This is a genomic window from Desulfotomaculum sp. 1211_IL3151, from assembly GCF_036763075.1.
GTDB lineage: Bacteria > Bacillota > Desulfotomaculia > Desulfotomaculales > Desulfotomaculaceae > Desulfotomaculum.
This window is the reverse complement of sequence record NZ_JBAIYV010000027.1, coordinates 139893-164339: the sequence shown is the minus strand read 5'-3', so window position 1 is coordinate 164339 and position 24447 is coordinate 139893. Positions and strand designations below refer to the sequence as shown.

At 43.3% G+C, this 24447-nt stretch carries 26 protein-coding genes; all 26 read right to left on the bottom strand.

Features of this window, described 5'->3' with window-relative positions; translation table 11 throughout:
• Positions 1–18: 18 nt before the first annotated feature.
• On the bottom strand, positions 19–603 hold the full coding sequence (locus tag V6C11_RS07140) for a dipicolinate synthase subunit B (protein ID WP_333530443.1): 585 nt from the start codon (positions 601–603) through the stop codon (positions 19–21).
• A 14-nt stretch (positions 604–617) separates the two neighbouring features.
• Positions 618–1532 (bottom strand): dipicolinate synthase subunit DpsA, encoded by a 915-nt coding sequence (gene dpsA / locus V6C11_RS07135; protein WP_333530442.1) that lies wholly within the window; start codon positions 1530–1532, stop codon positions 618–620.
• Between the two features lie 106 nt (positions 1533–1638).
• The gene (gene dapB / locus V6C11_RS07130) at positions 1639–2439 is read right to left on the bottom strand and encodes a 4-hydroxy-tetrahydrodipicolinate reductase (protein ID WP_333530441.1); all 801 of its coding nucleotides are present in this window, start codon (positions 2437–2439) and stop codon (positions 1639–1641) included.
• 253 nt (positions 2440–2692) lie between these two features.
• Entirely contained in the window at positions 2693–2962 is a 270-nt protein-coding gene (locus tag V6C11_RS07125) for a YlmC/YmxH family sporulation protein (protein WP_333530440.1), read from the bottom strand.
• Positions 2963–2975: 13 nt separating this feature from the next.
• Positions 2976–3317 carry a hypothetical protein gene (locus V6C11_RS07120; protein ID WP_333530439.1) on the bottom strand — a complete coding sequence of 114 codons (342 nt, stop codon included), beginning with the start codon at positions 3315–3317 and terminating at the stop codon, positions 2976–2978.
• A gap of 165 nt (positions 3318–3482) precedes the next feature.
• The gene (locus tag V6C11_RS07115; RefSeq protein WP_333530438.1) at positions 3483–4751 is read right to left on the bottom strand and encodes a M16 family metallopeptidase; all 1269 of its coding nucleotides are present in this window, start codon (positions 4749–4751) and stop codon (positions 3483–3485) included.
• 155 nt (positions 4752–4906) lie between these two features.
• On the bottom strand, positions 4907–5620 hold the full coding sequence (locus V6C11_RS07110) for a polysaccharide deacetylase family protein (RefSeq protein ID WP_333530437.1): 714 nt from the start codon (positions 5618–5620) through the stop codon (positions 4907–4909).
• Between the two features lie 138 nt (positions 5621–5758).
• Positions 5759–6445: a spore cortex-lytic enzyme gene (gene sleB / locus V6C11_RS07105; RefSeq protein WP_333530436.1), complete on the bottom strand. Its 687-nt coding sequence runs from the start codon at positions 6443–6445 to the stop codon at positions 5759–5761.
• A gap of 241 nt (positions 6446–6686) precedes the next feature.
• Positions 6687–8915 carry a polyribonucleotide nucleotidyltransferase gene (locus tag V6C11_RS07100; protein WP_333530435.1) on the bottom strand — a complete coding sequence of 743 codons (2229 nt, stop codon included), beginning with the start codon at positions 8913–8915 and terminating at the stop codon, positions 6687–6689.
• A 274-nt stretch (positions 8916–9189) separates the two neighbouring features.
• Positions 9190–9459 (bottom strand): 30S ribosomal protein S15, encoded by a 270-nt coding sequence (rpsO, locus tag V6C11_RS07095; RefSeq protein WP_333530434.1) that lies wholly within the window; start codon positions 9457–9459, stop codon positions 9190–9192.
• Between the two features lie 94 nt (positions 9460–9553).
• Entirely contained in the window at positions 9554–9775 is a 222-nt protein-coding gene (locus V6C11_RS07090) for a hypothetical protein (protein ID WP_333530433.1), read from the bottom strand.
• 12 nt (positions 9776–9787) lie between these two features.
• On the bottom strand, positions 9788–10018 hold the full coding sequence (locus V6C11_RS07085) for a hypothetical protein (protein WP_333530432.1): 231 nt from the start codon (positions 10016–10018) through the stop codon (positions 9788–9790).
• Between the two features lie 121 nt (positions 10019–10139).
• Entirely contained in the window at positions 10140–11072 is a 933-nt protein-coding gene (locus V6C11_RS07080; RefSeq protein WP_333530431.1) for a bifunctional riboflavin kinase/FAD synthetase, read from the bottom strand.
• A gap of 89 nt (positions 11073–11161) precedes the next feature.
• Complete coding sequence (gene truB, locus V6C11_RS07075; RefSeq protein ID WP_333530430.1) at positions 11162–12094, bottom strand: tRNA pseudouridine(55) synthase TruB; 933 nt, start codon at positions 12092–12094, stop codon at positions 11162–11164.
• 1 nt (position 12095) lies between these two features.
• A complete protein-coding gene (locus V6C11_RS07070) occupies positions 12096–13067 on the bottom strand; it encodes a DHH family phosphoesterase (RefSeq protein ID WP_333530429.1) in 972 nt (323 codons plus the stop codon).
• Positions 13060–13422 (bottom strand): 30S ribosome-binding factor RbfA, encoded by a 363-nt coding sequence (gene rbfA / locus V6C11_RS07065; RefSeq protein ID WP_333530428.1) that lies wholly within the window; start codon positions 13420–13422, stop codon positions 13060–13062. The genes V6C11_RS07070 and rbfA overlap by 8 nt, the downstream gene beginning before the upstream one ends.
• A gap of 40 nt (positions 13423–13462) precedes the next feature.
• Entirely contained in the window at positions 13463–16609 is a 3147-nt protein-coding gene (infB, locus tag V6C11_RS07060; RefSeq protein WP_333530427.1) for a translation initiation factor IF-2, read from the bottom strand.
• Between the two features lie 35 nt (positions 16610–16644).
• The gene (locus tag V6C11_RS07055) at positions 16645–16956 is read right to left on the bottom strand and encodes a L7Ae/L30e/S12e/Gadd45 family ribosomal protein (RefSeq protein WP_333530426.1); all 312 of its coding nucleotides are present in this window, start codon (positions 16954–16956) and stop codon (positions 16645–16647) included.
• A complete protein-coding gene (gene rnpM / locus V6C11_RS07050; RefSeq protein ID WP_333530425.1) occupies positions 16957–17223 on the bottom strand; it encodes an RNase P modulator RnpM in 267 nt (88 codons plus the stop codon).
• Positions 17224–17235: 12 nt separating this feature from the next.
• Complete coding sequence (gene nusA, locus V6C11_RS07045; protein ID WP_333530424.1) at positions 17236–18390, bottom strand: transcription termination factor NusA; 1155 nt, start codon at positions 18388–18390, stop codon at positions 17236–17238.
• A 20-nt stretch (positions 18391–18410) separates the two neighbouring features.
• On the bottom strand, positions 18411–18872 hold the full coding sequence (rimP, locus tag V6C11_RS07040; RefSeq protein WP_333530423.1) for a ribosome maturation factor RimP: 462 nt from the start codon (positions 18870–18872) through the stop codon (positions 18411–18413).
• A gap of 227 nt (positions 18873–19099) precedes the next feature.
• Positions 19100–20155 (bottom strand): hypothetical protein, encoded by a 1056-nt coding sequence (locus V6C11_RS07035; protein ID WP_333530422.1) that lies wholly within the window; start codon positions 20153–20155, stop codon positions 19100–19102.
• 122 nt (positions 20156–20277) lie between these two features.
• On the bottom strand, positions 20278–21375 hold the full coding sequence (gene buk / locus V6C11_RS07030; protein ID WP_333530421.1) for a butyrate kinase: 1098 nt from the start codon (positions 21373–21375) through the stop codon (positions 20278–20280).
• Between the two features lie 20 nt (positions 21376–21395).
• Positions 21396–22073, bottom strand: a complete 678-nt coding sequence (locus tag V6C11_RS07025) for a hypothetical protein (RefSeq protein WP_333530420.1) — start codon at positions 22071–22073, stop codon at positions 21396–21398.
• Between the two features lie 4 nt (positions 22074–22077).
• Complete coding sequence (locus V6C11_RS07020) at positions 22078–22647, bottom strand: indolepyruvate oxidoreductase subunit beta (RefSeq protein ID WP_333530419.1); 570 nt, start codon at positions 22645–22647, stop codon at positions 22078–22080.
• A gap of 1 nt (position 22648) precedes the next feature.
• Positions 22649–24427 carry an indolepyruvate ferredoxin oxidoreductase subunit alpha gene (gene iorA, locus V6C11_RS07015; protein WP_333530418.1) on the bottom strand — a complete coding sequence of 593 codons (1779 nt, stop codon included), beginning with the start codon at positions 24425–24427 and terminating at the stop codon, positions 22649–22651.
• Between the last annotated feature and the right edge of the window lie 20 nt (positions 24428–24447).

Here is a 24447-nt window from a genome sequence, read left to right as displayed (position 1 = left end):
TAAACCCCCGACCTTAAATTATACCTGAACTAGCACTGGTTGTATTTGTTTCCCTTGTAATGCAGATTCAATTGTATCTATTATAAGATCCATGTTGCATTTTAATGAGTTTGGTTTTCCGGTAGGACTATCCTGACCAAAGGGTACCATATATATATTTTTGGTGTTAATCAGTAATCCTAGGTTTTTAGCGTTGAGACCTAAACCATCATTGGTAGAGATACCGATGACTACAGGCCTTAAATTACGCAAATGTGCTTTTGCTGCCATCAGCACAGGAGTATCGGTAATGCCATGGGCCAACTTAGCCATGGTATTTCCTGTGCAGGGGGCAATCACAACAACATCCACGAGTTTTTGGGGACCAACCGGTTCCGCAGTAACAATGGAATTGATCGGTTCTTTACCTGTAATCTTTTCTAGCATTTCACGCCATTTTGTTGTAGTACCAAAACGGGTGTCTATGGTATCAACAGCAAAACTGATAATCGGATATATTTCAGCACCTTCATTTACTAACTCTTGAATTTTGGGCATTATTTCATCTAAACAGCAATGTGACCCTGTTAGAGCAAAACCAATCCGTACATCTTTTAAACGCATTTGCCGCACCTCCATTATGCCGTTCCTACTGTACCGTCATTACGCTGCAATTCCTGGGCTAACAAATTAGGTATTACCTTTGCTAGTATTCGCCCAGCGGTTTTGGGTGCCACCTTGCCAGGAAGTCCTGGTGCTAAAAGAGCTTTAATGCTCAATCTAGCAGCGGCGTCAAAATCCGTTCCCCCAGGTGGAGAGGCAACATCAATGATCACTGCATCTTCTTTCACTTTGTTCAAGATGCAGTTTGTTAAGACCATCTTAGGCACAGTATTGAAAATAATCTCCGCCTTGGCGATTGCATCTGGTAACTCGTCAAAGGATACTGCTTCCATACCCATCTCATAAACCCTTGCCCGATGAGCTGCCGACCTGGCAACCACTGTGACCCTTGCCCCCATACCATGAAGCAATCTTGCAATACTAGCTCCCGTTCTGCCAAATCCTAATACAAAGGATTTGCTATTATGGATGGTTATTGCAGTGTTTTCCATTGCCATCTGAACAGCTCCTTCTGCCGAAGGAATGGAGTTAAGGATGGCTACTTCATCCAGGGAAAGTACCTGAATAAGTTTTAAGTTGCTTCTTTGGACAATTTCTTTTAACTTCGGTCGGGCAAAGCCTGCAAAAACTGGGGTTTGTGGAGGCAGCTTAACGAGCAAAGCTTCCGTTAGTACCAGCGGCTTATCTTCGTATACACAGTAGATATTGCCTTTCTCAAGTAGACCTGGTACTGGTAAAATTACAGCTTGCACATCTGCCAATGCCTCTTCCAGGTTCCCACAAATGGTGATATGTGGAGGATCACTATTAATAGGCAATCCCAAAACCTTCACATAAGCGCCCAGACGAGATAAAGTAGAAACCAGTACAATCTCCCTGGCATCACCACCCAGGACAGCCACTTTGATTCCTTTTAAATCAGGCTGCAATGTTGTACCCTCCTCTCAGCATCTGTATCACAATACATGATATGAGCCATCGGAGGGGGTGGTGCTTGTACCTAAAGCCTAACAGGCGGTGCGGAAAATGGTATATTTAGTTTTCAAAAATTAAATTTTCTAGTCCATAAGCCATTTGTTTTATATTCATGACCTTTTGCACAGCCATAATCAGGCCTGGCATAAAGGATTCCCTAGAGATAGAATCATGCCGAATGGATAGTGTTTGCCCTGTACCGCCAAAAATAACCTCCTGGTGGGCTACAAAACCCGGCAGGCGCACACTATGTATTCTCATTCCTTCAAAGTTCCCCCCACGGGAGCCTTCTATTTTTTCAAATTCACTGGGCATGCCCTGACACATACTTCCCCTTACTTCAGCAATTGCCTCGGCTGTTTTAAGGGCAGTACCTGAAGGTGCATCCATCTTCTGATCATGGTGAAGTTCAATTATTTCTACATGGGGAAAATACTTTGCCGCCTCTGCGGCAAATTTCATCATTAAGATAGCTCCAATGGCAAAATTAGGGGCAATTAGTCCCCCTATGTTTTTTTCGGCTGCTAAAGCAATAAATTTTTCTATTTCCGTTGTAGACATACCAGTTGTTCCCACAACTGGTCTTACACCATACTTAAGCGCCAATTCAATATTTCCTTGTACAACACCGGGGCGTGTAAAATCAATGAGAACATCCGGTTTAACTTCTGTTAACAGCTTTTCTAAATTGGTAGATATTACAATATTTAATTCGGGCTGGCCAATGATAGCTCCTAAAGTACCATCGATTTCATGATTATCCAAAGCCCCAACTAATTGCATTCCATCGGTATTGGCAACTGACTTGCAAGCTTCCTGGCCCATTTTACCCAAGGCACCTGAAACTACTACTTTTATCATAAGTACCACCGCCTTTATATTTGGTGCAACCTTAAGTATTCGTACTTAATTATCTATTACCACATTTAAGGTTGTCAAGGTAGATACATCCAGTGTATTGTATACCTCTGCTGTTTTTAGAATTTTATGATTATTCGAGTTATTATATCACAGGAAAAATGATAATGCGACATTGGAGTATTCTCCGCTGTCGCAGTTTTGCTTCTTCGTATTCCTTTTAAGTAACCCTGGACCATTGACATTTAACGGACAGCTAATACGAATATTTGTGTAAAGAAGGGTTGCATTGATCCATCTCTACTATTATAACCTCTTCGCCAATCTTACGAATACTATCCCAAGGAATGATCATTTGTTGTTTATCCATCCACATGGTGACAAAATTTGTCCGTCTCGGCAAGATGATTGAAACCACGGTCCCAGACTCAATATCGATTGTAACGTCAGATTCGCCTACTACACCCAACCTAGCACCATTATTTATATTGACAATTTCTTTGCCAATTAATTCACTCAATCTCACGGCAAGCCCCTCCCTATTTAAATCTAAATCTTTTTAATCCTTTAAAAATGCGATTAATAAAAGGGCTTAGAATTGCCAGGATAAAGGATATTGCTGCAACTGGTTCAAGGGATACCCCAGTAAGATTCACCCTTGACGGTAAATCAACCTCTAAAAAGGTGGTTAGCATAATCAAAGATAAATAGATCCCCCCCGCAGTACCTACAAGACCTGCCAGGGATTCAGAAAGAACAGAGGCTTTACTTTCACCAACAACATCCCATTCCTTGCGCATTCTTTTCATTCTTATTCGTTCCTTAACTGAGAAAAAAACTAAAAAAGCTGCCAATATTCCAGCAATCATGCTAATTACCAAACTCCCCCACCTCCTGGTAAATTTTATGGGGCAAATTGGTTAAATATTACTCCAAAGCAAAAAATCCCCCTTAAGGGGGGATTCCTTCGTTTCGCTAACAACCAAAACCACAACTTTACAGTACAAACTGCTGCTATGTTGGCCATGGCTCATGGCGGTAATAATTTAATCCTTCAGCGTTTCCAAAACCCTTTTCAAATCGCCGCAGTCCTGCCAAGGCCCAATGGCGGCCATGGAGAATTTTTCCGGATGAAAAAGATTCCCGGCAACACGGACAATGTCATCGATCGATACACGGTTGAGTTTTTCAACTATTTCTTCCGGACTAAACACTTTACCCAGATATAGCTCGGATTTACCTAGCCGGCTCATGTGTGTATTGACACTTTCCATTGACAGTAGAAGATTTCCTTTGAGTTGGTCCTTGGCCCTTTGTAGTTCCTCTTTTGATATTCCATTCCTTTTAATGTCCTTTATTTCCTTAAATATCAGTTCCATGGCTTGATTTACATTTTCCTTGCTTAAACCAGCATATACACCAAAGATACCAGTATCATAATAGGAGCTATGATAGGAGTATACGGTGTAAACTAAACCTCTTTGTTCCCTGATTTCTTGGAATAGTCTCGAAGATAACCCGCCACCCAATACCGTATTGATGACCTGAGCAATATATAAATCATCATCCTTCAAACGCAAACCAGGTGCACCAATTACCATGTGCACTTGTTCTGTTTCTTTGCTCCGACAGTTCACCTCAATACTATGTGTTGGTACGGTTAGTTCCCTTGTTACCTCATTGCCGGTCAAGCCGGAAAATAACGGTGCAAGCTTTTCAACTACCTGATTGTGCGTAATATTACCTGCCACAGAAACAACAATTCGATTGGGTGTATAATTTTCTTTCAAATATGCACGTAAGTCCTGATAGGTAAAACTGCTTACCGTTTCTGACGTTCCAATAATGGGCCTACCCAACGGATGACCAGACCAAATGGTCTTGGCAAACATATCATGTACCAACTCATCTGGTGCATCCTCATACATTTTTATTTCTTCTAAAATAACATTCTTTTCTCGTTCTACATCCTTTTCGGAAATATTAGAGTTGAAAAGCATATCGGATAATACATCGACTGCCAAATTAAAATGTTCATCTAATACCTTGGCGTAATAACAGGTATACTCTTTGGTGGTAAAAGCATTAAGCTGCCCTCCCACTGCATCCAGTTCTTCTGCAATTTGCTTTGCTGTCCTATGTTTGGTTCCTTTGAACATCATGTGTTCAATATAGTGGGAAATACCTGCGGTTTCATTGCTTTCATCCCTAGACCCAACATCAACCCAGATCCCCAGTGCAACAGAACGAACATGGGAAACTTGCTGTGTTAATATTCTTATTCCATTTGGTAGTACTTCTTTTTGGTAAAACATTACAACACCCCCTGGAAGCGCGATTATGGGAATTTCTCTATTAATGACTGAAAATCCTTTTAAAATTTTGATATATTTTGTCTTTATTGCCACATCAGTGTAAGTATTCCCGGTTTTACTCAGTCTATGAATATTTTATTCTCTATTATTTATTTTTACGGAAGATCCTTAATTAATTCTCCCACTTTAACAAACTCATATCCTTCACTTTTAAGTTGTTTGATGATTGACGGCAATGCTTTAACGGTTGGATCAGTGGGATGCATTAATACAATCGCCCCGTTATGAGCTTTGCTTACCACCCTTTTGACAATGACATCCGGGGCTGGCCTCTGCCAGTCGATTGTGTCGATACTCCAAAGAATGAAGCTATAGTCCTGTTCTTCGGCAGCCCTTAAGACCGCTGGGCCCCTTTCCCCGTAAGGCGGTGCATATAACTTCGGTCTTTTTTGTATCGTATCATAAATTATTTTTTCGGCCTTCTGCATATCCCTTAGGTTGCCGCTTTTGCTTAATTGGTCCGGATGAGGATGGGAATAGCCATGGGTGCCAATTTCATGACCTGCTGCATCCATTTTTTTAAGCAACTCCGGGAAATCTTCCACCCAGGTCCCCCCTGCAAAAAAGGTAATCGAGATATTTTCATCTTTAAAAATGTCTAACATTTTAGGTATGTATTCTTCCCCCCAAAATACATTACAGGCCAGTGCAATCTTTTTCTCATTTTCTTTTCCCTGGTAAATAGGAGCAATAACTCTTTGACGCTTTTCCTGGTTGACCATGATACCTAGGCCAATAAAAAACAAGGCAATTACAAACCAAAGGACTGACTTGTATAGCCATCCCCTCCGTATAAATAATATTCTCATTTTTTCACCCCTTTTTTCCTTCTTTACCAAACTTTATGCCATTAAAGGGATGATTATATCTATAATTAAGAAAGTAAAAAGTAAAAGGGAGTGTCGCAAACTACTAGGCAGTTTTGCGGCACTCCCTTTTATGATAATTTATGAAGCAAAAACGTGATTACCAATTTTTAAGGAAATCGGACGGCTCCAGATCCACTTACTGGTTGCGGTTTTTGGATTCCAATAGTATAGTGCACCACGTGAGGGATCCCAGCCCTTAATGGCTTCCTCTACTGCCCGCATGGCCGATGCATTGGGCTGTAAGTAAAACTGCCCATCGTTTACGGCTGTAAAGGCCCAGGGTTGAAAGATGACCTCCTGGATCGTTCTGCCGAATTGTCCTGAAAGAACCCTATTTAAGACAACCGCAGCAACGGCAACTTGTCCCTCAAAGGATTCTCCCCTGGCTTCGCCATGTACCACCCTGGCTAGATCATATAAGTCCGCCCGTGATAAGGGTAATGATCCTCGGGAGGTAGTTGCAATAGCCGCAGGGGCGTCGGTCGTTTTAGGTCGGGAACTGTTATTACCACTGACCTGACTAATCAATAGATTGGCTGTAGCCTTGCCAACAATACCATCTACCTTTAGACCATTTTTCCCTTGAAACTGCTTTATGGCACTTAATGTACGCCACCCATAGATTCCATCGGCATTTCCTGCTTGATATCCTAAATAGTTTAGATTCTTTTGCAATTGTTGTACATCATAACCCTGCATACCATACTTTATCGTTCTATCACCCAGATATGCTTCGGCCTTTCCTATTGGAAAGATAATTAGCAAAAATAGTATAGGAACCATAAATAATACTAGTAGCAATCTTTCTTTAACGATATTACCACCTCTTTTTTAGACTCTCACCTAGTATGGGGCATAATTATTTTATATTTTTTTACTGTCATTTGGCAAAGCGCAAATATTATTCCTATTTAACTAACTCCTTTATATAACATGGAATAAAAAATATAGCCGATAAATAGAAGTTTTATCAATCGATAACTCCCATTTACCGGCTAATGTGATTTTATTCCTTGGTAGTCTTTGGACGACTAAAGGGTCTGCGTTCTCTTTTTTCAGGTTGCTCTGCATTCCCTTCCTGCGGTGCTGGTGCCAAACCCATATCCCGCATGGCTTCTTTCTTAGAGAGTTTCAGTCTGCCCTGAGGGTCATAACCAATGGCTTTTACTGTTATGATTTCCCCTTCTTTAACAATATCCTCGGTCTTTTCAACCCTTTGGAAATCCAATTGGGAAATGTGCACCAGACCCTCCTTACCGGATAATCCCAATACCCCTGGAATTACCTCGACAAAGCAACCAAAGTCGGTCACCCGGGTAACCTTCCCATCGTATAGCTTGCCAACCTCTACCTCTGAGGTAATGGACTTAATAATTTCCAGAGCCTTTTTACCCTTTTCGCGATCAACAGCAGCAATAAATACTCTGCCATCATCTTCGATATCGATGTCTGCCCCGGTTTCCTCTACTAATTTCTTGATAATCTTACCACCAGGTCCAATGATATCCCTAATTTTATCTGGGTTAATGTTGGTACGAATAATAGAAGGAGCATGCTCAGAGATTTCGGTTCTGGCTGCAGGTAGTATATCTAACATTTTATTCAATATATACATACGACCGCGATGCGCCTGTTCCAGAGCCTGCTCAAATACGTCCCTGGTGATCCCGGGGATTTTAATATCCATTTGCAAGGCTGTTACACCATTGGCTGAGCCAGCAACCTTAAAGTCCATATCCCCCAGGTGATCCTCTAAGCCTTGAATATCAGTCAAAACAGTAAATTTATCCTCTTCCATAATCAGTCCCATGGCCACACCGGCAACAGGTGCCTTTAAGGGAACACCGGCATCCATGAGGGACAATGTGCTGCCGCAAACGCTGCCCATGGAAGTAGAACCATTGGATTCGATGGCCTCTGAAACCACCCGGATCGTATAAGGGAATATTTCTTCAGGCGGAATCATGGGCTCCAATGCCCTTTCTGCCAAAGCGCCATGGCCAATTTCCCGACGTCCGGGAGATCGCATAGGCTTTGTTTCCCCGGTACTAAAAGGTGGGAAATTATAATGGTGCATATACCTCTTCGTTTCTTCGGTACCCAGACCATCTAAAATTTGTTCTTCGCTGATGGAGCCTAGGGTGGCGACAGAAAGAATTTGGGTTTGACCCCTAGTGAAAAGACCAGTACCATGGGTACGAGGCAACACGCCAACTTCTACCGTGATGGGACGAATCTCGTCGATAGCCCGACCATCAATACGAAGTTTATCATGGGTAATAATTCTACGAACTACCTTTTTCTCTGCCTTTTCAATTAAAGCCATGACCTCTCTAGGATTATCAGGGAATTGCTCCAGGAAGTTTTCCTGTAACCCGGACATTACTTCATCCATATAGGATTCTCTTTGTTTTTTGGTCAGCTGCTCTTTGGAACAATTCAATACCGCCTCGCGAATTTTTTCTTCGGCCTTGGGAAGAATCTCATTTTCCAGGGCAGTATCAAATGCTTGTTCTGGTATCTCCATTTTATCCCATGCTAATCCCATGGCTAAGGCATCATTTCTAAAATCTTCGATAAACTTGACAATTTCCTTTACCTGCTCATGGCCATAAATAATAGCCTCTAACATTTGATCTTCAGGTACTTCTTTGGCACCTGCCTCTACCATCATCACAGCATCATCGGTACCGGCCACCACAAGGTGCATATCACTGTTTTGAGCTTGACGCACCACCGGATTTATGACAAATTGCCCATCTACTCTACCGATAATCACTCCACCAATAGGCTTTTTCAAGGGGATCTTGGAGATATGTAAAGCAGCCGATGCACCAATCATTGCTGCAATTTCCGGTGCATTATCCTGATCCACTGATAATACGGTGGCAACCACCTGAACTTCATTTCTCATGTGTTTTGGAAAAAGCGGACGTATGGGGCGATCAATTAATCTCCCAGATAAAATTGCTTTCTCACTAGGGCGACCTTCCCTTTTTATAAACCCGCCAGGGATCTTCCCCACAGCATAGAGTCTTTCTTCATAATCTACAGTAAGTGGAAAGAAGTCAATATCCCTAGTATTTTTTGCCACAGTGGCTGTTACTAAAACTACCGTTTCGCCATAAGTGGCCAATACAGCACCACCGGCCTGCTTAGCCAGGCGACCTGTCTCCAGGGTGAGGGTTCTACCTCCTAATGATAGTTCCCTGATTAATACTTGATTTTCAGACACTATTCTTACCTCCAAAGTTTCTGTACTTGACAAATCTTAACAATTCGACATTTTTATTAGTATATCCTTCTTAGTAGGAGAAAAATACTAAAGACTTTGAATTAGCTATCAGCCGTCAGCTTTAAATAGCCATAGGACATGTGCCGCGAACCTCCTCAAAGGGTAGGTAGGGAGTAATGCATAGCGGGGGATAACGATAGCACCTGCAAATTCGACAGGTTTATCTTTCCCAATTATAAACAATAAAAAAAGCGAGCTAAAAAGCTCGCTTTTTTTATTTCCGTAGTCCTAGTTTTTCTAAGATTGCACGGTAGCGGTCAAAGTTACGGTCGCGCAGGTAGTTAAGCAACGCACGGCGTTGACCTACCATCTTTAAAAGTCCACGACGAGAGTGGTGATCCTTTTTAAAGGACTTAAGGTGCAGCGTTAATTGATTAATCCGCTCGGTTAAAAGAGCGATCTGAACCTCCGGAGAACCAGTATCTCCTTCGTGGGTCTTAAAAGCATCAATGATTTGATTTTTCTTTTCTGCAGATAATGCCAAGATGTTCACCTCCTTATTTTTAGATCCCTGTTATCCAAGACAACCGCCGGAGTAAGCAAATTCCCTAGATAACAGTTCTTTGGGAAAGAAAAAATCATTTCCCAATTATAGTTATTACCAAACGGCCATTTTCAATATCCTTCGCAACGATATCAAAAATTCGACCGGATTTGGCAAAAAACCCCCTAAATCTTGTGGCCGTAGGTATACGACCGGGAATCCCCTTAGCTGCGATTATAATGTCTGACGTAGTTATTCTATCCTGACGCAGGTCTCTTAACCTCTTGCGGGCATGTTCCGTAATAATAATACGCATACATAGCTCCGCTTAACAACTAAGGTACTGATATATCCTATAATCCTCATCTTCCTGAGCCAAAAAAGCATATAACGCATCCTGAAAGGCAACTATTCTTACATTATCCATATTGGATCGTACATAAAGAGATTCCAATTCACGCTTTAAGGATTGAAATTCCTCACTTACACATATTAAAGCAATATGGTTAAGCCAGCGTTTAACCTCCTCTTCAGGAGTATCAAGTTTTGGATACCCCACGGACAACGTCTCCTTTCTTTTTAGCTGGGACGTTTGCCGAATTTATTGTAGCACAATCATTACTAGATGTAAATGTTAGGTATTAATAATTATATTGTGGGTATCCCCTATTTATTCAACTTTAGTTTGAAAGGTCAAATCTGGCACTTTGCACATCCGCCTGAATTTGACTAACCAGATCATTTATTGAATTAAACTTTTTTTCATCCCGTAACCTGCTAACATATTGAACCCTAATATTTTTGCCGTAAATATCCCCACAAAAATCCAATAAATGAACCTCGATATTGGTTCTTAGGCTATTGCCCTGAAAAGTGGGTTTGGTTCCTATATTAGCTACTCCAAGGTAGATCTCATCATCCATTTCTACTTTAACACTGTAGACCCCCTTGGCCGGTACCACCATGCCTTCCGGGCAATTAATATTTGCTGTGGGGAAGCCAAGGGTATTCCCTCTGCGGTCACCCTTTACTACCGTACCCTCCGTAAAGGGGTAATAGCCAAGATATTTCTTAGCAGAAATAACGTCTCCCTCTGCTAATTTACTACGGATGAGAGTACTGCTAACCACTTGGTCCCCCACCATAACAGGAGGAATTACACTTAGTGTATAACCATACTCTGCGGCATAATAATTAAGGTCATCGGTCTTTCCACTACCTTTATAGCCAAAGGTATAATTATAGCCCACCACAATTCCCTTGGTGCCTATTTGTTCGATAAGAATATCTTTAATAAACTCCTCGGGACTTAACCGGGCAAATTCTGGGGTAAAGTGTAAGGGTATTAAGATATCCACACCGAGGCCAGCCATAATCCGTTCCTTTGATTCTTGATCCAGCAACATTGCTGGTGCCATTTGGGGTCTAAGAACCATCAGAGGGTGTGGATCAAAGGTTAGTACAGCCGCTGTTCCCTTTGAGCGGCATGCCATGGACACAGCCTCCCCAATAAGCCTTTGGTGCCCTAGGTGTATCCCGTCAAAGTTTCCTAAGGCTACGGTAATGTTAGAATAAATATCCTTAAGTCCCTTAAGGCTTCTATATACACGCAATTCTTTTACCCCCTGCCAAACACAATTCCACTTTGTAATGATACACAATTTATTGCATGCAACCAATGGTGCGTGAAAATTTAATTATTTTAAACAGAAAAAACCACTTCGGGCCGTAGAATGATACGTTCTGCATCATCCTTTCGATCTATCGCCGCTTTATAAATTCCCAGCAAGCGATTGTCCAGTTGAACCCTGACAAGATCATTGGGGTTTAGGGCCTCTAAACCAGACCTGATTCCTGAAGGATATAAAGTTGCACCTGAACACACCGACTTATTTGCTGTAGGATGAATTTCGACCATCGGTAAATGCTCAACCGCCTTGGTCATCGGTATAACGGCATCAATTAACTTGTTTTCCCGGGACATTATTTCAATTTCTTCCAGTGTAAAGGAATTATGTAAGCCAAAGGCTGCAACCCGGGAGCGCAACAAAAAGGACATATAGGCGCCACAACCCAATGCCTTACCCATATCTGAACACAGGGTACGCACATATGTCCCCTTTGAACAAGTTACATCAAATAATACCCTGGGGTTAGGTGTGCCCCAATCCCAGCTATCCATTATCTTGATTTCATATATTGTAACTGTTCTACTGGGTACTTCAATAATTTTGCCTTCCCGTTCCAGTTCATAGAGTTTTTTGCCATTGACCTTAATAGCCGAAGCCATGGGGGGAGTCTGGGTTATTTCTCCCCCAAAACTTTTTAGTACCTCATTGAATCTTTCGGAGTTAATGGCGGATGCATCTCTATTGTTCAGTATATTACCAAAGGCATCCTGGGTAGATGTTTCCATTCCCAGAGTAGCTTCCGCACGATAGGTTTTATCTCCATCGGTTATAAACCTAGCCAATCGAGTGGCTCGGCCTAAACAAATTGGTAAGACTCCCGCCGCTCCGGGATCAAGGGTTCCTGTGTGGCCGCATTTTTTAATGCCAGTCGCTCGTCTGACAAAATATACAACATCATGGGAAGTCATACCCGGGGGTTTCAATATATTAATAATCCCGTCCAACTTAACACCCCCGGAATAATTCTTTGGCTTCCTTTAGAACAGCTTCCTTAACTTCTAAAAGGTTACCCTTGATGGTGCAGCCTGAAGCACGTACATGCCCTCCACCGCCAAACTTTTTGGCCAATAAATTAACGTCCACGGTATACTTTGAACGAAAACTTACTTTAACCCTATTTTGGTCCAGTTCACGGAAAGAAATAGCCAACTCAACACCTTTTATTTTTCTGGGATAGTTAATTAGACCTTCTATATGCTGATCTTCCGCTCCCACTGACTCAATTTTTTCCTGATTAATACTTATCCAGGCAATTCTACCACATTCACTTACATCCAAGTTTCTTAAAGCTACTTCCAGCAAACGAATTGACTTAAGGGGCTGTTCACCGAAAATAAGGTTTGAGAGAAGTGAAACCGGAACCCCACACTCTAATAACTTCGCAATCTTAACGTGGGTTTCCGGTGTCGTATTTTCATAACGGAAAGAACCAGTATCGGTAACGATGGCGGTATATAGATTGATCGCCAGATCCAGATTGAGTGAAATCCCCAGTTGCTCCAACAAATCCATAATGATTTCCCCGGTGGCTGCTGCAGTTGATTTTACATAATTGTAACTCCCGAAGGGTTGATCATTGACATGGTGATCAATTACAACTACAGGCAGCCCGTAATCTACCAGGGGTGTGATGGTAGAGCCAAGTCGCTCTCGTACTGAGCAGTCTACCACCACCAGTAAATCGTAATTCTTTTCTGGAACACTGCCCACCACTATTTCTTTTATACCAGGAAGAAATTCGTATAAGTCAGGCAATGGATCTGAACTAACCATTGTAACCTCTTTACCCTTTGCTTGCAAAGCCATTCCTAATGCTAAGACAGAGCCAAGACTATCACCATCTGGCATAACATGCCCGCATAATATCGGTCTTTTGGAATTTAATAATACCTCTGTCACAGCCTTAAGGTTATTCATTGGTCTGCTTTGCCTCCTGAGCATTTATCTCATGGAGTATCTCCATAATTCTTGTGCCATGGTCTAGGGATGTATCTAATTTAAAAATCAATTCCGGGGCCTGACGTACTTTAATTCTCCTGCCAATTTCTGAGCGCATGAAACCAGCGGCCTTTTGTAATATATTGACTGTCTCCTGTCTCTGGTCAGCAGAACCTAGAACACTTACAAAGATTTTAGCAAAGGACAGATCTTTGGTTACTTCTACACCCGTAATGGTTACAAAACCTAGTCTGGGATCCTTAATGTCATTACGAATTAAATCAGCAATTTCTTTTTTTATGGCTTCAGCCACACGTTCCGGTCGGTGCGACATGCAACACACCTCCTATGTTTTTGCGGTCAATACCATAGTATTAGAGCTCACGTTTAATGGTTTCCATAATATAAGCTTCAACGATATCGCCTTCCTGAATATCATTAAACCGTTCAATGGTCAAACCACACTCATAACCTTGAGCAACTTCCTTTGCATCATCTTTAAATCGTTTGAGGGAATCGAGCTTCCCTTCGAAAACTACGATGCCGTCCCTGATTATCCGAACATTTGCATCTCTAACAATTTTTCCTTCGGTTACATAACCACCGGCAATGGTACCAATCTTAGATGCTTTAAAGGTCTTCCTTACTTCCACATGACCTAAGACAACTTCCTTAAATTCTGGATCAAGCAAGCCGCTCATAGCCTTCTTAACATCATCAATAACTTCATAGATTACCCGGTAGAGGTTAATATCAATTTTCTCTGCGTCTGCTAGTTTTCGTGCATTATTATCCGGCCTTACGTTAAAGCCAATAACAATTGCATTGGACGCTGCAGCCAGCATAATATCATTTTCATTCACTGCACCTACACCGGTATGGATTAGGTTAACATTAACTTCATCCGTTGTTAGCTTTTCTAAGGCTTGGGCCAGTGCCTCGATGGAGCCTTGCACGTCAGCTTTAATAATGATGGGAAGTTCCTTAATCTGCCCCTCTTGGATATGCTTAAACAAATCATCCAGAGATATTTTTGTAGTGGATCTAAGTACTTCTTCCCTCTTTCTAATCTTCCGCTTCTCTGCTACATCTCTGGCCAATTTTTCGTCTTCCACTGCCACTAAAATGTCTCCGGCTTCCGGTACATCTGAAAGGCCTAAGATCTCAACAGGAGTGCTGGGGGGGGCTTTTTTAACACGTCTGCCCTTGTCATCAATCATCGCTCTAATACGTCCGGATACATGGCCAACAACAATAGTATCCCCGACATTTAAGGTGCCATTCTGAACAAGTACAGTTGCCACTGGTCCTCTGCCCTTATCCAATTCTGCTTCCACAACGGTACCCCTGGCCATACGATCAGGATTTGCTTTTAATTCGTGCACCTCAGCCACTAGCAAAATCATTTCAAGAAGGTTATCCAAGCCAGTGTGCTGTTTAGCTGAGACTGGTACCGCTATGACATCGCCGCCCCAATCCTCAACAACCAACTCATACTGGGTCAGTTCCTGCTTAACTTTATCGGGATTAGCCGTTGGTTTATCAATCTTATTGATAGCCACAATAATTGGCACATTTGCTGCCTTCGCATGGTTAATGGCTTCAACTGTTTGTGGCATTACACCGTCATCCGCAGCAACCACTAAAATTGCTATATCCGTAATTTGAGCACCACGGGCCCTCATAGCAGTAAAGGCAGCGTGACCGGGAGTATCCACAAAGGTAATCTTTTTACCATTTCGTTCTACTTGGTAGGCACCTATATGCTGAGTAATGCCACCTGCTTCCGCAGCAGTCACATTCGTTTCCCTAATTGCATCCAACAGGGAAGTCTTGCCGTGATCTACGTGACCCATAATCGTTACAACTGGCGGACGTTGCATTAAATTGTCTTCGTTCTCTTCAGGTTCAGCCATAACTAATGCTTCTTTATCAACTGCTACTTTCAGTTCAGTCTCAATACCATACTCACCAGCAATTAAAGCAGCCGTATCGAAATCCACTTCTTGGTTGATGGTAGCTAAAATGCCAAGGCCCATTAGTTTTTTAATTACTTCTGCCGCAGTTTTCTTTAACTTCTCTGCTAACTCTTGAACAGTAATTATTTCCCCGATTTGGACTGGCTTTTTATCTAAAATCGGTGGTGGAGCAGGTTGATAGTGTTTCTTTTTGCCCTTGTTGTTACGTCCTTTATATAGCTTGTTGCTTTCTATATTGCCGTCGGCCCACTTGCCGTCTTTTTCATAATTTTTGCGACGATCGCCCTTTGTTTTATCCGGTGCCTTGGTTGGTTTAGGTTGGGCAATTTGTTCCGGCGGCTTGGGAATAGATGGACCGCCGGCTCGGTTTTGGGCTGCCCTAGGCCCTCCTTGGGGTCTGCCTTGACCGCCGCCCTGGGGACGATCACCGTAAGGTCTGCCTGGGCCACCGCCTTGGGGACGATCACCGTAGGGTCTGCCTGGGCCGCCGCCCTGGGGACGATCACCATAAGGTCTGCCTGGGCCACCGCCCTGGGGACGATCACCGTAAGGTCTGCCTGGACCGCCGCCTTGGGGACGATCACCGTAAGGTCTGCCTGGTCCGCCGCCCTGGGGACGATCACCGTAAGGTCTGGCTTGACCGCCGCCTTGGGGACGATCACCGTAAGGTCTGCCTGGGCCACCACCCTGGGGACGATCACCATAAGGTCTGCCTGGGCCACCGCCTTGGGGACGATCACCGTAAGGTCTGGCTTGGCCGCCGCCCTGGGGACGATCACCGTAAGGTCTGGCTTGACCGCCGCCTTGGGGACGATCACCGTAAGGTCTGGCTTGGCCGCCGCCTTGGGGACGATCACCATAAGGTCTGCCTTGGTTGCCGCCCTGGGGACGATCACCATAAGGTCTGCCTTGGTTGCCGCCCTGGGGACGATCACCGTAAGGTCTGGCTTGGCCGCCGCCTTGGGGACGATCACCGTAAGGTCTGCCTTGGCCGCCGCCCTGGGGACGATCACCATAAGGTCTGCCTTGGTTGCCGCCCTGGGGACGATCACCGTAAGGTCTGCCTTGGTTGCCGCCCTGGTTGTTATGAGCCCTGCCGCCCTGATTATTTACATTGGTTGAAGTCTGTACAGATTCGTTACCAACTGGGGATTTGGGACCCTTTGTTTCCTGTATCGGTCTTTGGTTAGTCTTTGGCTTGTCTTCATATCTTCTGTCCGGGGGTCTGTTAGGTACTCTATCAACTAACCCTGGCCCCTTTGTGTTATCCGGTTTAAATAACTGATCTTGTTCCTTCTTCTCTTCCATTCCTTGCCCCCTAACACGTTCTGGCTGAATTTGCGTATTTGTAGATCCTGATTCCTTTTTTTGGCCTTGATTTGCTTTTTTACCAAATTGTTGGTATACCTTTTGTAAATCGTATTCCTCTAAAGCACTCATGTGTGACTTCACAGTTATACCTAGTTCAGTTAATCTATTTATAAGTTCTTTATTTTCTATATTAAGCTCCCTTGCAATTTCATGGACCCTTTTTTTTGTCATTGAACCACCTCCTAAAATTAAAACCCTATATAATTCTAGGCTTCTCCCCCTTCCAGCAGGCCTTCTATGCCTCGGGCAAAGTTGGGATCCAATATCGCTACCGTGGCACGGGGTGATTTACCCAGTGCCAAACCCAGTTGATCTTTAGTAAAAGCTACTCTGGTAGTAACCTTTTTTGACTGACCAATACGGATATATTCCCCTTTAATTCTTTCCGAGGTATTCGTAGCAATAATTAAAAGTTTAACTTTGCCTTTAGCAAGATGCCCCCGAACAGCAAAATCTCCTGACACAACCTTCCCAGCTCGCTGACCTAAACCTAAGAGATGAAAAACTGGACCGCTCACCTATTTCACCATTCCTTGCTTAAGCGTTTCTATGATCTCTGGTGATATAAAGCATTCTAAGGAACGTTCTAACCTTTTTCCTTTTATAGCCCTTTGCAAACATTCAATATTGGAACAAAGATAAGCCCCTCTACCAGATTTCTTACCAGTGGCATCAATCTCCACGGTATTCTGAGGGGTTCGCACCACTCTTGTCAGTTCACGCTTGGGCTTCATTTCCTGACAACCAATACACATCCTTAGCGGAACCTTTTTGACCTTGGGCACTGGATAACCTCCTTATCTTTCTTCACTTTCATTGAATGTTTCTTCAAGTTTATATTTATCATCCCATGTTTCTGACTGGTTATATTCCTCACCTTCCCCCAGGTTATCCTCACCATTATAATCCGGGTAAATATCGGTCATTTGGGATTCGCTTTTTATGTCAATTTTCCAGCCAGTAAGTTTCGCTGCCAAACGTGCATTTTGTCCTTCTTTGCCGATGGCTAGGGAAAGTTGATAATCCGGAACAATTACCCTGGCCACCTTCTCATCTTCCCATACTTCCACGGCTACCACCTTAGCAGGACTTAGGGAAGAAGCAACGTATTTGGATGCGTCTGGATTCCACTTGATAATGTCGATCTTTTCACCGTTCAATTCAGTTACAATATTTTGTACACGCATACCCTTGGGTCCAACACAGGCACCCACAGGATCAATATTTTCATCCTTTGAATACACGGCTATTTTAGACCGGTAACCAGCTTCCCGGGCGATGGATTTAAGTTCAACAACACCTTCTTGCAGTTCAGGTACTTCTAACTCAAAGAGCCGTTTTAATAAGCCAGGGTGAGTCCTGGAAACAAGAATTTGTGGGCCCTTTGTGGTCTTGCGCACCTCCACAATATATGTTTTTAAGCGGCTGCCCGGTCTATAATCCTCACTGGGCATTTGTTCAGATGGTGTTAGGATAGCTTCTGTTTTCCCCAACTCAATAAAAACATTTTTATTCTCAATACGTTGTACAATACCTGTTAGAATATCACCTTCCCGATTGGCAAATTCCTCAAAGATAATATTCCTTTCAGCCTCACGTATACGCTGAACAACTACTTGTTTCGCTGTTTGGGCAGCAATCCGTCCAAAATTTCTAGGGGTTACTTCATCCTCCACCACATCCCCTAAATTAAACCTGGGATCTATTTTTCTTGCATCCTCCAGGGATATCTCAATCCGATCATCTTCGATTTCTTCTACCACAGAACGTTGGGAGTATACTTTGTAATCCCCTGTTTCCCTGTCGATATGAACTCTAGCATTTTGTAGTGACCCAAAGTTACGTTTATAGGCTGACAACAAAGCTGCCTCAATTGCTTCTAATAGAACATCCACGGCAATGCCTTTTTCTTTTTCTAAGTCCCTTAACGCCTCTAAGAACTCGCTATTCACTTGTGCTCCCCCCAATAATCTCAAATTTCAATTGCCAATCTTGCGGCGGCAACCTGTTGATGGGGTAATACAACCTGTTTCCCTTTTATATCCAGGTGAATCCCCTCTTCGTTATATTCCATTAATTTACCAGTAAAACTTTTGACGCCGTTTACTGGAGCAAAGGTAGTTACATTTACCAATTGACCTTTAAATCTTACAAAATCCTGGGGTTTTTTGAGCGGTCTCTCAATTCCTGGTGAGGATACCTCGAGAAAGTAAGCCTGGGGTATTGGGTCCAGCTCATCAAGAAGAGTATCAATTTTTTCCGAAGCAATTTGACAGTCATCTAATTCGACACCTTCTGGTTTATCTATGAATATTCTTAAATACCAATTGCCACCCTCTTTGACATATTCCACATCTACCAATTCCAGGTTCAATCCCTCAATGATTGGCTGCACAGCTTCTGTTACTCTCTCAACAACGGTACTCTTAGCCAAAGATAATCCTCCCTTATTGCCGCAATTACCCAAACTAATACGAAAGAGTGGGAAATTCCCACTCCTCTCCTAAACGCAAAAAATTAATAGTAGGTAAAACAAACAAAAAAGCATAATAAGTATACCATGGAAACAATTTCTTTACAAGGCTAACCCTAATCAAGAAAATTTGTAGAAATATCGTACCCTTATAACAATAATTTTATCCATGGCTTATTCCTCATCCTTCAGCTTGAGTACCCAGAGTCGGGGTCAGGCCTAACATAAATATGGTTAGAAAATATCCAGGGGCGTCGCCAAATACACCCTTTATAAACTTCTACCCTATATACTCCCGGTTCAGGATCGGGTAATTGGATAGCCTTTGTACAACTTTGCAAAAATACTTTGCCATCCTTTATTAATTTCAGATGGGCCTTCTCTGGCAGAATAACGTTTAATGTCATGCCAGATCGATGCATAACTTCTTCCCCCATGTGCCATTTGTCATTTAGGTGTTGTAGGTAAAAGAAAAATTCTTTAACATGACCAGCAAAGTGATTAACTAAATAACTTCGCCCACTTTTGATGGCAGATAAAATTATTTTACGATCATTTTGCACGATGCCTTGCAAAGGTTCCTTGGATAAAATATGCGTTCTTAGGGTTTTAAATTGGTATCGGTAACTACTTAGTATATTCGGTATCCAGCCAAATTGTCGACCCCCATGGGCATCAACCCCTGCTATTGCTGGTACTGGTCGTAATTCTCCCAATAGGTCCCATTTTTGCAAAGTTTCCGGTTGAGGCGGACTTAGGATAGCCTTAGGAAATAGGAAACTTATTAGTAAACCCCTTATGCTCTCAAAGCTTGTCATCCATTGAGAAAAATAATTCCAAATTTCCAAGCCAACGGGCATATCCAAATCCCAATTATCCCAGTGCATGCTACCCCGGAAAATTGTATTTTCCTTTTGATCAGGGTGAGCTAAAAAACCAAAGCCGCCCTGTTCATAAACCTGCTCAACATATTTAGCTGGCTGTTGTTTTTTACAGGGAACTGAACTTATATCATAACATAAAAAATGGTTCTGTCTAGGGGAAACTTCCGCCCCTACCAGAACTAAAACTTCATGCAGATATTGTTCCCCCTGTTGGTGCAGTCCGTCCAAAGTGTCATGATCATTTATAAGTATAAATTTAGCCCCTGACTTATAAGCTGCCTTAGCGATACCCTTAAAGTCTGCGGACCCATCGGAATAACTTGTATGAACATGAACCACGCCTGAATATTGATAAATCATACTGCACCTCGGTTAGATAATTACCTTTCTATTTTAATTTAAATATATGTACATGTATAAAGGTAATATTTGGGGAGAGCTGGGGTCAGGCTTGAATTATTCCAGCCTGACCCCAATGTTTCTTAGACAAAAAATTCTTCCTTTGTTTCATGACGATCTACGTATTCGTTGCACTCTTCTTCACCGCGCAAAATGCGGAGTGCCCCAAGGGCCAGGGATTCTAGCTCGTTTTCTCCTGGTACAACAATAACCGGTGCGATAAATTCGACCCGCTTTGCAATCATGTCTGTCAACATTTTCGAATAGGCAATACCGCCGGTCAAAATAATATTGTCAATTTTACCGTCTATGGTAGGTGCTAATTCGCCAATTCCCTTGGCCACCTGGTAGGCTTGGGCCTCATAGAGCAGCTTGGCCTGTTCATTGCCTTGTTCAATCATCGCTTCAATTTGTCTGCAGTCGTGGGTGCCTAGGTGGGCTTTTAGGCCTCCCAGACCACGTAGTTTTTTCAGTAAATCCTTTTTGCTGTATTCGCCGCTGTAACACATATCGACGATATACAGAATCGGTACACTGCCCGAGCGTTCCGGTGAAAAAGGTCCTGCATCATCCGTGATGACATCAACAATTTTTCCTTTTTCGTGTGCACTGATGGAGATGCCGCCTCCTAAATGGGCCACAATAAAGTTCATCGCCTCATACCCTTTGCCCTGGCTTTGGGCTACCTTTCTGGCCGTGGCTTTACTGTTTAAAACGTGACAAAAACTGTGTCTGACGATTTCCGGAATGCCAGTGACCTTTGCCACTGGCTTAAGTTCATCCGAGGATACAGCATCATAGATATAGGCCGGAATTCCCTTTGGCTGTGCCAGTGCCGCTGCCAGAAGTGCACCCAGGTTGGAAGCGTGGTTCACAATGGGACCCTGAATAATTCGTTTCTTCATGGCCTCATTTACATAGTAGCCCCCCGCTTTTACCGGTGGCAGTTGTCCACCCCTGCCAACCACTGCCGAAAGTTTTTCTAGGTTGAACTTGTGCTTTGCCAGTGCCTGAAGAACCAATTGTTTTCTCATTTCAAACTGATCCTTTAAGCTCTTACACTTTTCCAATTCCTCATTGCTGTGGTTGATGGCTTCCACAAACAGTACTTCTTCATTTTTATACACAGCGGCTTTGGTAGAGGTTGACCCAGGATTGATTGCTAAAATATAGTAATCCATAATCCAGTCCTTTCCTTTTTTTATACAGCTTCAGCTACGTTAGGCTTTTTCCTAAGACTTAAGATAATGCCCAGGGCAATTGACAGTGCTGCTGCCATCATGGTCTGGTATTCGGCAGGTAACATAAAGGTAATGGTATGGGCTGGTATCCAGAAAATTGGTATGGTTCTCAGGATTACGAAGGAGATAAAGCTTTCCCAGTCCGTTGCTCTGGTAATCGACTTGATATCCAGTTGCCCTGCGCCGCTGGCTTTTAATTCAAGGTATTTGTCTGTCATTTTATGAAAACCCATCATCACAGGTCCAAATGTAATGTTCATGACTGAGCTAGTCAGCAAGGCCTTGAGAAATAGGGAATCAGCTCCTGGCAAAACGCCTGCTGCCAAAGCGGCTGTGACACCTCCACTGTAAATCTTCAGCATAAAAGCTAGCACTGCACCGATGAAGCCCCAAATCAAAGCCCTCGCCACAATTTTGGGGGGCAGCAGCCAAAGGCCGTTGCTGATTCTGGCAGCAATTAACTCACCCACTGTGGCCAGAAAAACAAACTTTACAAAGCCCATGGTGAAAGGATGCTCCGCTGATAGTTCTCTAAAAACCTCCCTTGATGCCGGGAAAATCAAAATCAAAGTAAAGCTAACAAGTACAACCACACAAAGGACAGGAACTCCGATGCTTTTTCTATCTGGCTGTGTCAAGTTCTTACACCAACGCCTTTCCAATTTCCAGAGCCTTCAGATTTAATTCCATGAAGGCTGACTTTACGTTTTCTTCCATGATTTTTTTCCAGTTGATGTCTTCTAGGTTCATCAGCTTAATGATCGTTCCCAGTAAAATTACATTCATTACCTTTGGATTGCCAAGTTTTTGTGCTTCTGCCATGGCATTAAAGGCACTGGTGGGTGCCTTTTGTTGCAGTTCCTCCAAAATTCCCTCCGGATAGCTGCATTTACCCATGACCACTGGCATTGGATTCATCTGGTAATTGTTTACAACTATTTTACCTCCGACTTTCAGGTAGCCCAGCCATCTCAGTGCTTCCATTAATTCGAAGGAAACCAGGATGTCTGCCCCACCCTTTTCGATGACTGGGGATGCGACATTATCGCCAAATCTTATATGTGAAGACACCGCGCCGCCCCGCTGGGACATGCCGTGTATTTCGTTCATTTTGACATCGTAGCCAGCTTCCATCAGTCCCTGAGTCAATAATTTGCTGGCTAAAATGGTTCCCTGGCCCCCTACACCTACCAACATGATGCTCTTGGTCATCTTAGTTCTCCTCCTTGACAATGGCCTTCTTGGCACAGACTTGTGCGCAGACCTGACAACCCACACACTGGGTCCTGTCAATTTCTGCCTTCTTGATGTCTGGGTTTACTGACAATGCAGGGCACCCTGCCTTTGTGCATAACTTACAGCCAATACAAAGCTCACTGTCAACCCTATATTTTGTTTTAAAGGCCCCGGCAAACTGCTCCTGATCGAGACTGCTCATTTTTTTCAATACACAAGGCCATTTTGTAATGATAACCGAAGGCTCGTCCAGGGAAAGAGCCCAATCTAGTGTTTCCTTTACTTTGGCTAAATCATTGGGATTAATGACTGCTACATGCTTGGCACCTAAGGCTCGGACCACTGTTTCGATATCGATGATCGGTGCCTCCGTGCCATTGGCATGCTTGCCGCTGCCTGGATTTTCTTGGTGCCCTGTCATGCCTGTAATGCGGTTATCTAAGATAACGTTTACGGTTCTGCTGTTATTATAGAGAACTTCAATTAGGGAGTTTATACCAGTATGGAAAAAGGTGGAGTCCCCTAATACAGATACTACCCTTTTATCCTCACCCTTGAGATCAAAGGCTAACTTAGCACCATGTCCGGCACTGAAGCTAGCTCCCATACAAATATTGAAGTCCATAGCATTATATGGTTCGGCAAAGGCCAGGGTATAGCAGCCAATGTCACCGGCCACCATGACGTTTTTCCGCTTGCCTAGCTCATAGAAGAAACCTCTATGCGGACAGCCTGCACAAAGGGTAGGTGGTCTTTGGATAATTTTTGTTTGGTCATATTCTATTACCGGCAGTTCTGTGCCATAGACCGACTTGCGAATTACATCGGGTGTTAGTTCACCATAGGATGGGAAGGTATCCTTGCCATGGCAGGAGAAACCCAGCATTTTTACTCTTTCTTCGATAATTGGGTCATTTTCCTCAATGATATAAATTTTTTCTTTGCCCTGGCAGAAGGTTTCAATTAATTGATCCGGCAGTGGATAGGTGAAGCCGAGCTTCAGATAACTTACTTCTTCCCCAAATACTTCTTTGGCAAAACAATAGGCAGTCCCGGAAGCTATTACACCAATTGCCCTGCCCTCGTTTTCAATCTTGTTGTAGGGTGACTCATTCGCATATGCCGCCAGCACCTTTTCTCGCACCTCAACCTTTTTCCTCATTTCTCTGGCATTGGCCGGCACGGTAACATACTTCTTAACGTCCTTTACATATGCCTTATAAGGTGTCGCAACTGGCTCTGAAATTTCTACAATGCTCTTGGAGTGACAACCCCTTGTTGTCATGCGAACCAGCACCGGGGTGTCATATGCTTCACTAATGGCAAAGGCCTCCTTGATCATGTCCTTTGCCTCCTGACTGTCAGAGGGTTCAAGCATCGGAATCTTTGCAGCCTTGGCATAGTTTCTGTTGTCCTGTTCATTTTGGGACGAATGCTGCCCCGGCTCATCCGCTGTTATTACCACCATGCCCGCATTGACACCAGTATAGGAAAAGGTAAACAATGGATCCGCCGCAACATTCAGACCGACGTGTTTCATCGAGGCCATACTTCGAACACCCGCAATGGACGCTCCAATTACAGCTTCCAAAGCCACTTTTTCGTTGGGTGCCCACTCAGAGCGAATCTCTTTATACTGAGTCATATTCTCTAATATTTCAGTACTTGGGGTCCCCGGATATGCCGACGCAAACCGCACACCCGCTTCGTAGGCTCCTCTGGCCAAGGCTTCATTGCCTGACAGCAATTTTTTCATGATTTTTTGCTCCCCCTCCT